At 40.2% G+C, this 13,472-nt stretch carries 8 protein-coding genes; all 8 read right to left on the bottom strand.

What is annotated here, in order from left to right; translation table 11 throughout:
• Window positions 1-104: 104 nt before the first annotated feature.
• The 8 genes from JRG66_RS00585 to JRG66_RS00550 all read right to left on the bottom strand — a co-directional run bounded on the left by JRG66_RS00585 (window position 105) and on the right by JRG66_RS00550 (window position 13,407).
• A complete protein-coding gene (locus JRG66_RS00585; protein ID WP_265163794.1) occupies window positions 105-737 on the bottom strand; it encodes a copper homeostasis protein CutC in 633 nt (210 codons plus the stop codon).
• Window positions 738-906: 169 nt separating this feature from the next.
• Window positions 907-3,606, bottom strand: coding sequence for a glycoside hydrolase family 20 zincin-like fold domain-containing protein (locus JRG66_RS00580; RefSeq protein WP_265163793.1), 2,700 nt, complete (start codon window positions 3,604-3,606; stop codon window positions 907-909).
• Window positions 3,607-3,710: 104 nt separating this feature from the next.
• On the bottom strand, window positions 3,711-4,505 hold the full coding sequence (locus tag JRG66_RS00575) for a glycoside hydrolase family 16 protein (RefSeq protein WP_265163792.1): 795 nt from the start codon (window positions 4,503-4,505) through the stop codon (window positions 3,711-3,713).
• Window positions 4,506-4,573: 68 nt separating this feature from the next.
• On the bottom strand, window positions 4,574-6,136 hold the full coding sequence (locus tag JRG66_RS00570) for a sulfatase family protein (protein WP_371875318.1): 1,563 nt from the start codon (window positions 6,134-6,136) through the stop codon (window positions 4,574-4,576).
• A gap of 773 nt (window positions 6,137-6,909) precedes the next feature.
• Complete coding sequence (locus tag JRG66_RS00565; RefSeq protein ID WP_265163790.1) at window positions 6,910-7,992, bottom strand: DUF5007 domain-containing protein; 1,083 nt, start codon at window positions 7,990-7,992, stop codon at window positions 6,910-6,912.
• Between the two features lie 36 nt (window positions 7,993-8,028).
• A complete protein-coding gene (locus JRG66_RS00560) occupies window positions 8,029-8,667 on the bottom strand; it encodes a fasciclin domain-containing protein (protein ID WP_265163789.1) in 639 nt (212 codons plus the stop codon).
• Window positions 8,668-8,699: 32 nt separating this feature from the next.
• A complete protein-coding gene (locus JRG66_RS00555) occupies window positions 8,700-10,244 on the bottom strand; it encodes a RagB/SusD family nutrient uptake outer membrane protein (protein ID WP_265163788.1) in 1,545 nt (514 codons plus the stop codon).
• Between the two features lie 10 nt (window positions 10,245-10,254).
• The gene (locus JRG66_RS00550; protein ID WP_265163787.1) at window positions 10,255-13,407 is read right to left on the bottom strand and encodes a SusC/RagA family TonB-linked outer membrane protein; all 3,153 of its coding nucleotides are present in this window, start codon (window positions 13,405-13,407) and stop codon (window positions 10,255-10,257) included.
• Between the last annotated feature and the right edge of the window lie 65 nt (window positions 13,408-13,472).

Raw genomic sequence — 13,472 nt, 5'->3', positions numbered from 1 at the left:
TTTTGTAGGCACTCCCGGTACTAGAATGTCGGATTAAATTAAAAAACAAAATCGCTGTCATGAAGTTTTTCAGTCAGTGATTTTGTTTTTTACAGGCTACAGTTCTAATGCAGGTCACCTACAATGCGTTTTCCATGATAGGCGCGGGCGCCAAGATATTCATGTAATTCTTCCAGGTTATCACATGATATTTTACCAGCCGGTACTATTTCTACGCCATTACCGCACAGCTCCAGCATTTTCTTAAGAAGCTCCTTACCTTCTTCAGCGGTTTCTGCTCCTCCCGATGTCAACACACTGCTTATGCCTTTTATCTTAAGGAGTTTTTCTAAATTTTCCAGAGGATCATTTGTGAAATCAATAGCCTTATGAACTACCACTTTTAGAGGTGCGGAGAATTGAGTCAGTTGTTCAATCTTTTCAATATCAAGTTCATTTTTAGAATTCAATATTCCAAAAACAACGGCTTCTACACCTGTACTTTTACAAAATTCTATTGAAGCTTTTATCTCTTTCAATTCTTCAGGAGTATAGAGAAAATCTCCACTCCGCGGCCTAATCATCACTCTTATCGGAATATTAAGCTGCTCTTTTGCTGTTTTGATTAGTTCTTCGGAAGGAGTTAGGCCGTCCAGATGAAGATCTGTGCAGAGTTCAATGCGATCAGCACCTTGGGCTTCTGCTCTTATTGCTTCTTCAAGGTTACCTACGCATGCTTCTTTAATAAATTTCTTCATCGATCAACATTAATTAAAATTTTTATTCAGGTATGCTACATCTCCAGCTTGTCTCTTATTTACCTAATCCCGAGCTCTTTTTAAAGGATTTTCTTGTGATGTTCTTCTGCTGTAGTTTAGCCTGTACTTCATATTGAGCAGACTTACTTCGGAAGTATTTCTTGACTGACTACTTCACCACAATTTCATCTATAAAAATAAAGCCCGGTTTACCCGCTCCGGTATGCCATTCGGGTAACATGCCCTGAGAGTTAATTTTCAGCTTTAGGTATCTCGTATTTAAGTTTAAAGGTCCCGAAGAAAATTCCTGAATAATAAGCCCCTGATCTTTGTCATCGACAGGATTACCGGATACAGCCACTTGTTGGTAGTTTTTTCCATCTGAAGATGCGTAAAATTCCACATTTTTCGGCAGCATGATCCATGAAATTGCCCGCTGAAAGAAATCGGCAGAAATTTCGTTGACCTCTGTTTTCTTTTTTAAATCCAGCACAACTTCTACGTCCTGCCCTGCATAACCCTGCCAGCGACCATCAGCGAAGTCTTCTGAACCCTTGAGACCATCGGTCAAGCCCCGGGGTCCGCCGGCAGCATAGGCAGGATTCGCTGTGCTGTAATTTCCCTTTATGACAGGTGTAGCGCCCAATGCTTTATGGACATTGAAAAATCTGGAAGAGATTTCGCCGGCTTGTCCATTAGAGTAGCCGCGGGCCTGTACGAGAGTATTAGAATTTATAGCCAGATTACCCCTGTAAAGTAAAGATTTTTTGGTGGGTTCACTGCCATCCAGGCTGTAGTATATCCGGGTTTGAGGAAACAGGCTTTTTAATTTGATCTGCATTTCGCCGGGTTTAACAGCTTCCCCGGCTTCAATAAAAATGTGGGACTTCAGGTCCAGTAGATCTTTGGCCTGGGCATCATATTTTTTAAGATTTTCCTCCAGCCAGTAGGCCCGGTTTTCCAATTGCCAAACCCGTACATAATCGATCTTTAACTGATGAAGTTCTTTTAACAATGCATCTCTGGTCTCTAATAAAGAACCGGGATTGGCTTCAGGATTGTTGTAAACCTTTTGCACTTCTAAAGTGAACAGGTTTTTTTTAGCAGTATATGCGGCCCGTTGTGCTGCCAAAATTGCCACCTTTAATGCTGCCTGATTGGAGTTTACATATTTCAGTTTTTCCTGCAACTCCAGTTGCAATTTTTCGGATTGGTTCAACATTTCAATATTTGCAGCAGCTACCTTACTGGTTTCTTCCCCAGGGTAGAAATCGTAAATACTACTCCAGGTAGAGGCATTGGTCATCCCAGAAAAAACGGGAATTTTTCTTAGTTCGGCAAACTTATTAAGGCTTTCCATAACGCTTACTTCGTCCTGTAAGCCAAAGAAAATGCGATCTATGCCCTTATTAAAAATTTGAAGTCTGCTTTGTCTTTCCTGTTCTGCCTGTTCCTCTTCCTGATTCAGTATGGGGTGCCATGACATCTCTGCTCCCCAAATCATTCCGTGCCAGTTGGCATTAAAAAGGGTTTCTCCGTCATCATCCCAGGCGGTGTTGATCATGCCCATAGCACCATGTTCCTGCCCGTCCCGTACATAATTAGCTATGTTCTTAACAGCTACGTCTAAATTTGGATAAATCTCACTCCAGCTTCGCACGCCCGGAGCTACCATAAAATCAAATCCCGATGCTTTAAATGGGAGAATAGCTTCGTCAAAATTATCCCGTGGATCATAGCCCCAGGATAGAATGATAAGATCTTTTGGAAGCTGATCAATAATTTCTTTATGATTTACGGCAATATCCCCCCACATCATGGTACGTTTTCCTGCATCTTTTAGAATCTTATCCAGTTTGTTGATGTGGATGGCATACACGGCTTCCATACCTAAAGAATCTACCAATCCCTTTGCTTTTCCCGAACCCAAACCATCAGTTTCATCGGCTCCAATATTAAAGAATGGATGTTTATATGCCTTGGCAGCATCTCCAAGATAGGTTTTAAGAAAATCATAGGTTGCCGGACTGGCGGGATTGAGGTTCCACTTGTTGTCGGCAATTTCATCGTAAAACGGGATCTTAAGGATCTCTTCCATATGACCGAATGCCTGTTGATTTCCTATTACCGCCACATGATATTTTGCTGCAAACTCCTCCAATTCCGTAATTTCTGCAGGAGTAAAGGCACCCGGAGGTGCTATATCCGGGAATTTCTCATTTTCAAGGGTGTGTTCCGTATACAGGTTGATAAAATTCAATTTATATTCCGAAAGCGTTTTGATCACATATTTTACGTAATCTAAAGTAGGAATGGGGCCGCGGCTTATATCGTCCATCCATCCGCGGTATTCCAGCGCAGGCCAGTCTGTGATTTCGGTTTCAGAAATGGCATTTTCCCCTGATGTTTTGAGCAGCTGTTTCAAAGTTTGGACGCCGTAGAAGAGGCCCCGGGAGGTGTTGGCAACAATGCGAATCTTATCATCTATTTTAAGCCAGTAGCCCTGCTTGCCTATTTTCTGAAGGATTTCAGAAGAAGGCAAAAGCTTTTTGGGAACTGAAAGCGATTTATCCTCTGCAGCATACAGGATAATATCAGCTTTTTTGGCAGTTTTTACCTTAGATAACTTTGAGGTAGTTTTTTCTAACCAGGCATTTTGCAGCTGTTCCACAGCAAAATTGTTTGTGCTTGATGTATTGATCCAGATTTTCCGTCCTGGTTGCAAAGCAAAATCCTGCGCGGGATTAAAACTTACTTCCTGAGGAGTTGGGATTAAAACCGGCTCCTGTGCAATTGAGCTTTGTGATATAAGAAAGAGACCCGCAAGTAAAGTGAATCGGGCGAAGAAAAACCGGACTTTTGTTTTCATCAAGGTGGAATTGGATAGATTTAAAATGATAAGAAATTGACTCCTTTGCAATTTATGGCGTTTAGAAATTAAATAGAGATTGATTTATGGCAGGAACCGGAGAATTAATTTTTTTGGTACACTCTTACCCAATCTACAAGCATTTCTACCGGTAAATCTTCATCTGCAATTTTACCTACCCAACTACCTCCCAGGGCCTGATTGAGAAGTATAAAAAATTCCTGATCAAACGGCCACTGCCTGGCATCGGCATCCTGAATTTTGGGGTAAGAGAATGTGTGTTTTCCATTGACAAAGAAATCAAGACGGTCTGGATACCATTCCACTCCATAGTTGTTATATTCCCCTATTTTAAAAGGAACGGTGGTAAAATATAATGGATCTTCCCGCTTTTCCTGAATATCGATATAATTGCTGTGCAGAGTTTGATAAACAATGGTGTCTCTGTTTAGATGTTCCATAATATCTATTTCTCCACTGTGGGGCCAGCCACCGTATTTTGAATCTTGAGGCATCATCCAAATAGCCGGCCACGAGCCTTTGCCTTTATCCAGTTTTGCCCTCACTTCAATTCTCCCGTGATTAAAAGAAAATTTATTTTTGGTGCTAATACAGCCAGTACTGTATTTTAAAGTGTCGGCAGGATTGGTATTTAAAATACCCCGAAGATGTAAATTTCCATTTTTCACAAAACGGGTAGAATCACTGTCGGTACAATACCGGGCCCAATCGGCGCCTCCTTTTGGGGAGTGAGACCATTTTTTGTCATCGGGCTTCCCATTGTATTCAAAATTATCCTGCCATACAAGGTTCCAGGAATCTTGTGAGTTTTTCCTGATATTTCTTACACCACAACCGTATATTAGGAACAAACAAAAAAGGGTGGTAAATATTCTCATTGCATTTCCTGATGTAATAATTATTTGTTATTAGCCTCCCTAATTTCTTCCCAGTTAATGACTCTCTTTTATTTTTCTTCGTAAACTTTAATGAACTGTTTGTCAAGCTCTTCAGAATCTTTATACTTTTCCCGCACTTCCTTTAATTTTTGCACCATTTCCTGGCGTACTTCAGCATAATCGGGGTCATAAAACACATTATGCATTTCCCTGGGATCATTTTTTCGATCATAAAGTTCCCATTCATCTATATCATAGTAGAAATGAATGAGCTTATAATCTTTTGTGGCAATGCCATAATGTCGTTTTACGGCATGTTCTGCAGGATATTCATAATAATGATAATAAACCGCTTCTCTATCCCATGCCTTATTCTCTCCTTTTAAGAGAGGAATTAAACTCTTACCCTGCATTTCATCTGGTGCTTTAACACCGGCTGCTTCAAGAAAAGTTTGGGCAAAATCCAGGTTTTGAACCATTTCTTCTTCAGTGATGCCTTCTTTGATCTGATTTGGCCATCTTATAAGTAGCGGGGTCTTAAAAGATTCGTCATACATGAAGCGCTTATCAAACCATCCATGCTCTCCCAGATAAAAACCCTGATCTGAGGTATATACCACAATCGTATTTTCAGTAAGGTCGTTTTCATCAAGATAATTTAAAACCCTTCCCACATTTTCATCTACGGCAGCAATGGTGCCCAGATAATCCTGCATATAACGTTGATATTTCCATTCCATTAAATCTTTGGAATCCATGCCAGGATATTTTTCTGTAAATTCTTCATTTATGGGATTGTAAACCGCATCCCAGGCAGCTTTTTGTTGTTCGTTCATTCCTCTGGTAGGGTCACCCAGATAACGTTCTTCTATTCCTAATTTTTTGACGACACTATCTTTTAATTTATTGTCGTTGGTTAGGATCATATGAGTGAGAATATTCATCTCTGCCGATTTTGCAGCTGTGCTAATACCATTTTTAGGAGGCGTCAGATTCCCATGGCCAGATCGCAGTTCTGCTGATTCGGGCTTGAGGTCTTTAGGATGAATTCGAACATAATCGTCAAAAAGGGTTTCCGGAAGTGGAAATGTTTTCTTTGTAAATTCTTTGTAATGTCTTTCTGCAGGCAACCAGGCTCTATGGGGGGCTTTATGCAGGTACATTAATAAGAAGGGTTTTCCTTTATCTCTTTCTTTTTCCAACCAGTTAAGGGTAAGATCGGTGATAATATCGGTCACATATCCATTAATTACCGTATCTCCTTTTTGAGTAATGAACTTTGGATTATAGTAGTCACCCTGTCCCGGAAGAATCATAAATTTATCAAAGCCTTTCGGATTATTTCCGAAGTGGAGTTTACCAAACATAGCTGTTTGATACCCTGCCTCCTGGAGTAACTGGGGGAAAGTCACATTTGTAGTGTCAAAATCACTAAGGTTATCAATTTTTCCATTTAAGTGGCTGTGTTTTCCAGTGAGGATTACTGCTCGTGAGGGTGCGCAAATTGAATTGGTCACGCTAGCATTGGTAAAAAGTATGCCTTCATCAGCTATTCTGTCGATATTTGGGGTGGTGATTAACTCATCATTATAAGCGCTAATTGCTTGATAAGCATGGTCGTCAGACATCATAAAAATTATATTCGGGCGCTGGGGATTCTGGTTATTTGTCACTTTTTTTTCTGAATCCTGACAGGAAAGTAGGAGTGCTGTGCAGAAGATGGTCAGAATGAAATTAATAGTCGGCATGTAAATAGGAATTGTAATTGAAGTAGTAGTTAAATTAGATATAGGTTCTTGTTGTTAGATAAAAGAATTTTATACTTCTGTTGAAAACTTTTATAAAGATAATGAGTTTCTTCATACGACCAATTCGAAAGTTAAAATAAAAAGGAAACAAAACTTCAGAAACAAAAACACAATAACTAATTTGTGATCACCTTACAGCTCTCCCTTCAATAATATCTATATGTAGTATCGGTTTTCGAATCTTTAAGACTCTATTCTAAAGAATCTTTATTACCAAATTTTTGGAAATTACTTCTTTAATCCGCCGTTAAATCGTCCGAATCCTTTATCATAAGAACTTTAACAGAAAAAAGATTCCGTGGTCATCTTCAGAATTTACCTGAATACTAATTTATCCCTCAATAGACGCATTGACGGTGTAGTATGAATCTATCTTCAAAACCTCAATCTCGTTTTAGAACCGGATATTTTAATTTTTTGCGATTTTTCGTATAGAACTCCGATTCAAGTTATAATCCCAGGAACAGCTTATCTTCCTTAATCTCATCAGACTCATTTTAAAGAGGAAAGTCAGCGGAAACCTGAAAGAGTTTCCGCTGATTTTCTCTGGTTTTTGAATATGACTCCCCAGTCATTAAGGTGGCTAATTTAAAAAACTATTCCTTGATGGTTGTATATGGGATCTTCATTTTTATCTCCCAGGTTCCGGAATCGTTAATTTTTATACCCCATCTAATATATGCCCGGTTTCTTATTTCTTCTGTTTCAGGGTCAGTATAAATCGACCAGTCCATTGGTCCATTGTCAGCTTCAAATGCTTCTTTATCCACAGTAAAAGCATCACCTGTGGTTAAATAGTACATTAGGTAAGTATTTATTCCTGAATATGTTCTTCCAAATTGTGGAAAAGGAGGTGCGGGAAGAGAAAATATAGTGCCGGTTTCATCAGTTACGGTTTCTGTGGAATTATCATGAAAATTTTGCTCATATGAGGCTCCCCTTGGGTAAAAAATTACTTTCTCTGGATCCAAGGGAGTGCCGTGGCTATCTGCAATGATCATCTTCACTTTAACCCCCAGGGCAGGTTCCTCACTTACCTTCTTAATGGTAATATACGGGTGGGTTCCATACAGGACACTGGATATCCCATTGTCGTTAGGACCGGTAATTCTTGATATATATCCCATGTCAAATATTCCCGCGCCCCTTCCGAATTGAATGGCAGATCTCATCTCCACAGGAAATTCAACGGGCTGGAATTCCTCCAGTTTAACTACTACAAAATCATCTAATTGTTTACTCCCCCTCATATTGGTAGCCCTCACATTCAAGTGAAAAATATCGTTCTCCACAAATTTTGTAGCCTGGGTGAATGCCATTTCTCCACTCACAGAATTAATTAGAATAGGAGGCTCCTCATTTAACTCCAACTTTTCCTCTGCCAAGGCTAAAGTAGTATCCGTTTCCGGGTTAAATGCCGAGGTCCAGGTTAGGATCGCATGTTCCTGAAACAATTCATCGGTGGGATTTCCCTGGGTATCGGTAGCCCCCGTAATTTCCCAGTGAATAGGATAGGTGGTACCTTCAGAAGCAGGAACTGCGGAAGTAATAAAAGCCCCCCTTGGAACAAAAATAGTATCCTGAACTGCATGAATGTCATTACTCAGGTACCCTACTTCTGGCGGAGAACAGGAGCCTATGGCAAGGATCATCAGTAGTAAGCTGCTAATTTTTTTCATTTTTTTAAAATTTAAATAAAAGGTTTTATTTGTTTTTTATTTCTCTTCATAATTAAAAAGTACATGCCCTCCTTGTAGTACGTGGATGATGCCATTGGTAGAAACAAGATCTGAGGTTCTAACCCTGATTTTGGTGTCATCCACCAGCTGGTTCCATGGATCCCAGGTATCTCCTCCTTTATAGGTGAAGAAAACATATTCCGGAGGGGTTTCCAGAGGTCCATTAAAATCCTGCACAGGTTCCAGAGAAATTTTCCTTTCCTCACCATTAATGGCGGTATAAATTTCCCCTTGTTCTGTCAGAACTTCGCGCTTGATCTGCTGGGGAATTATATATCCTCCCATATATTTTTTAAGAGTATCCTTAGGAATATCATTGACAGTATATTCTGCCTGGGGATCTATCCTCCTCATCTCAGTCAGTATTTCCTGAACATAATTTTTAATGGAAAGATTATTGGGAGCAAAAAAGGTTGATGCGCTATTCGTCTCCTCTAGCAGGCCAGCTCTTGCTATCAAAAGAGCCAGGGTGTCTAACTGCTGGTGGGATTCAAAAAACTCTAAAGTTGTGACTCCTAAATTTGGATCGCTTAATCCTCCGTCGACTAAATAATTGTCCTTTTCGCAAGAGTAGAAGACAAAACCCAGGCATATTAAAAATAAAATTCGTTTCATATCTTTAGTTATTATTGTTCTATTTATGACTATTATACTTTTCCTTGCCAGAATTCATTCTGAACAATTGAGGGGTTTATTGAAATAATAGAAGGATGTATAGGCCAGAAGTAGCCTTCTTTTTCTAACCTGCTCTGGTTCATCCATGGTACTCCTTCATAATAATTCATTCGGATTCTGTCATAAGCAGACTGTCCTTCCCCTACAAATTCTATTGCACGTTCGTCGAAAATTGCCTTAATCAGACTGGATTCGTCTGTGGGGCCGGTATAGGCAGGAACGCCTGCCTTGCTCCTTACCAGATTTAGGTCATCTAAAGCTAGTTGGGTACTACCTTGTTTCGCATAGGCTTCTGCCCGAAGAAGGTAGATTCCCGCTAAACGCATCAGGAGAATATTTGATTCGGAGAATTGTGCATATACATCTTCTGAATCTGGATCCTGTTCAGACATGGCGTATTTCATTAAGAAGGAATCATCCGGATTTGCATATTCATAGAAGAACAACTCCTTCCGCACATCATTCTCCCTATCAGGATTCTGGGACATCATTTCATTTCCATAAAAGATTGGATCCATGAAAGGCGCCACCCCGTTATTCAAGTTTTGAAATACAGGATAATTGAGGGTGAGCCCTGTATGTGTAGCATCAGAAGTAGACATTCTAAAAGATTCGTTCATCGCGGCACTAATATTTATTTCAAAAAGACCTGTCTTGGACTGTCCCAAAATCATACTTTCGAATCCATCTTCCTCTTCTGCGATATAATCAATTAGTTCCGCGTTGCTGTTATTGATAACAGAAGTAGCGGCATCAATGCTTTGTTGAATCATCTCAGAATTTCCATTATCTCTGCTAGCATACCAGAGAGTAATATGAGCCTTCAAAGCCTCAGCACTTGCTTTATTAGCTGTGATGGCCCAAGTTGGATCTCCAGGAGAGGAATAGTCTAACAGGTCTATTGATTTATTAACAGCTTTTAAGGCAAAATCTAATACTTCCAGTTCATCAGATCGCGGTATTTTGGTAATATAACCGTCTGGACTTATAAGTTGATCAGAACTTTCTATGGATTCTTCTACAATAGGCACATCCCCCCAGATCCGTGCCATCCAGAAATAGGATATAGACCTGATGAAGGCAGCCTCCCCGATTATTCTTTCTTTTTCAGCAGGTGAAGTAAATAAATCTTCCGGCATATCTTGTACATACTCCTCGATGGTAAAAGCCCAGTTTGCTGCACGATAGAAATTTTTCCAATTCCTGCTTTCATCCCTGTAAGCCATTACATAATTCCCACTGCCTTCAATATAATCGGTAACCCAGTTTCGGCTGTTCATAAAAGTCATGGCAGGAAATTCGCCCCAATACAAAAAATTGGCCTGATAAGTAATAGTATTCTTAAATAAGCCATAGGCTCCTGCTAAAGCCTGTTCAGCATTGCTCTGGCTATTCCAGAAAACGTCAGGATGGGTAATACTAACCGGTTCCTGATCCAATATATCTGTTGTACAACCTGAAAAACTGAAGAGAAATGCGAACAGGCTAATTGCTGTGATTTTGTTGATTTTTTTCATTTTCTTATTTTTAAAATCTTGCATCAATTCCAAATGAATATGTTCTTACCTGAGGATATCCATTACCTAATACATTTCCTAAAGCATCTACCATAGAGGCATCTACTACTGTTTTGGATCGCTGCCATTGATAAGGATTAAGTACTGAAACATAAGCACGTAATCGTGAAAGACCTAAATTGCTAATAATACTATTCTGGTCGAAAATATGTCCAATTGAAGCATTCGTGACTTTCCAGTAATCTCCACTTTCAATCCAGAGGGTTTGGTTTCCTCTAAAGGCGTAGAAAGGAGCAAGCCCCCCTCCCTGAGGGTAAAGCGCAGGAAACTGAACCCCTGCAGCTCCATCTCCAGGCTGTTGCCAAAAAGTGTATTCACTGAGATCAGCCAGACCTGTAGTGGCCCATCCTGTACCTCCCCGATCATATTGATCCATATAGCTGTTCAAAACAGTGTTTTTGATATCAGATCCAAAGGAAAAATGACTGTAAGCCTGCAAATACCAACCTTTATATTTAAGGCTGATATTAAAAGACCCTAACACATCAGGTACCGGAGAATATTCATGCACCAGCTTTTGATCGTGTTCTTCGTTCAAAATAAAATCCCCATTCATATCCTGCCAGATTGGAAAGCCTGGCCTGATAGGTGCCCAGGCCGATTTCCCAGTCAGGGGTTCTCCTGTGTACGGATTGACCGGTAATTGATCCAAATCATCAATTATGTAATTATTTCTGAACATATAATAAAGGTTAATAGGTCTTCCAACTACATATCCGTAACCGGGACCTGTGTAGTCTCTGTTCCCGTTCGGTAGCTTACTGATATAGTTTTCATTTTGGCTTAAACCTGCGCTCAATTCCAATCTGAAGTCGCTGGTACGTGGAAAAAGCTCGTACCTCACCATAGATTCCCACCCATAATTCAGGATTCCGGCAACATTGGCCTTCGCAGCGTCATACCCCGAATAAGCAGGGAAATTAATGTCAAAGAATAATTTATCAGTTGCTTTGCGATAAGCATCGAAGGTCAGACTTAGCCTATGATCAAACATATCTATTTCAAACCCGGCATTCCACTGTTCGGATTCTTCCCATGACAAGGAAGAATTTCCGATAGCCCCGTAATTCGGAACAACTCCGGTAGTGCCGGCATAAGTGGAGACAGCCATTTGGTTAGCCCACATATTGTTTCCTCCGTAACCTAAATTATAGGAGCCAAATCGAAGATAGTTTTCAGGGAATTGCTTTCCATTAATACCCCAGCTGAATTTTAGTTTGGCATAATCTAACCAGTCTGAAACATGTGTCTTGAGCCAAGGTTCATCAGAGAAGATCCATGCTCCCGAAAAGGACGGGAACCTCGCCCATCGTACGTCCTCCCCAAAACGGGAGGAACCATCAACACTAAGGTTAGCCATAAATATGTATCTATTCTTAAATTTGTAACTGAATCTTCCATAATAAGACAACAAGGCATTGGCACTTATATCTGTATATCCACTAATTTCCTCTGTGGTATATCGATTGTTGATTACCTGAATGGCATCACTCCCAAAACCAACGGCACTCAGTCCCATATCTTCATATCTGTTATAATCCAAACGGTTCCCTAGTATCGCTGTGATTTCATGATCTCCAATGAGATTAAACAAACTCAGATAAGTGTCTGAAGAAAGGTTCTTCCTGGTGTACAAGGCGTAACTGGCAAAGCCATCTCCCTGAGGTCGAATGGTTGAAGGTTCGTAAAAATTCTTTTTGTTGGAATCATATTGAAAAGTCAATTGTGAATTTAAAATTACCCCACCTATTAAATCCAGTTGTGCAAGATTGGAAAAGGTAGTTGTGATAGCCTGGTCTGTATTCAACTTCTCATCCAGTTCTCCAGTTAGAGATTCCCTTCTTTTATCAGACAAGTAAAATAAAGAGGAGTTCAGGGAGGCGGGATTGACCGGAAGAGTAGAGTTCAGGTCAAAATTCCCCTGATAGGGATTACCCTGACCTGTCTGGTTATCCGTAAATGATACGTTAGCCCTAAACTGGTTTGTAAATACAGTGCCTATTTTTGCATTAATATTGGAATTCAAAGTATACCTTTCAAAGCCTGTCCCTTTCACGACTCCTTCGTCACTATTGTAACCCAGGGAAATTCGGTAGTTGGACTTCTCACCACCGCCTCTTACGCTAAGATTGTACCTTTGACTTATACCTGTTTGGTAAAACAAACCCTGGTAATCCACATTATTATTAAAAGCAGGATTTATACTGTCAGTCAGCATGATTGGCACCTCGTTTGTGAATTGAGAATCATGATTCCACCAGGTGTGTATCATATCCATTTTAGCGCGTCTTTCCGCAGTTCCTATAAGCATGGGAACCAGCTCAGGTTTGGGGCTGAAGCCAATACTGCTGGAGAAATTAAATTCCGGTTCTTCTAAAGCTCTCCCTCCTTTGGTAGTTATTATAATAACACCGTTTGCTCCTCGGGAGCCATATATGGCTGCTGCGGAAGCATCTTTTAAGATGTCAATACTTTCTATATCATTGGGGTTTAAGGAAGCCAGGAAATCGGTATTGGAAACATTGTATCCAGCAAGATCCTCCAGAGAAGTCTGCACCCCATCTATTACATATAAGGGATTACTAAAAGCAGAATATGCATCAATATTGCCGCCAATACTTGTATTACCCCGAATTACTAATCCACCTCTGGCACCGGGAGCACCACTTACGTTGATATTTTGCAATCCGGTGGATTGAGTTGCAATTATATCAGCAACATTGGTTACAGGAATTCCTTCAAGATCGTTTCCGCTAATACTGCTTACTGCACCGGTTAATTCTTTTTGGCGAACTGTTTGGTACCCAATAACAACAACTTCATCCAATTGCGCCTGATCTGTTTTCAGTACAATGCCGAAATGTGTCTGATCTCCGATAGTTATTTCTTGGGTTTTAAACCCCACAAAAGAAATTACTATTAGGGATTTCTTACTCGGCACGAGTAAAGAAAACTCGCCGTTGAAATCTGTCATTGTTCCATTGGTAGTACCTTTTAGAAACACATTAGCTCCCGGCACTGGGATATTGGATTCTGCATCTACTACTTTTCCGGTAATAGTTATGGGGGCCTCCTGAGCCAGACCACCAGTAGAAAAAAACATGAGACCAATTAACTGTAATAGCTCCGATCTCGTCTGACAGTTAAGAGTTTTTTTAGGCATTTTGA

It is taken from the genome of Salinimicrobium tongyeongense, from assembly GCF_026109735.1.
GTDB classification, from domain to species: Bacteria; Bacteroidota; Bacteroidia; order Flavobacteriales; family Flavobacteriaceae; genus Salinimicrobium; species Salinimicrobium tongyeongense.
Note: the sequence above shows the minus strand (reverse complement) of the source record. Positions and strands in the feature narration are given on the sequence as shown.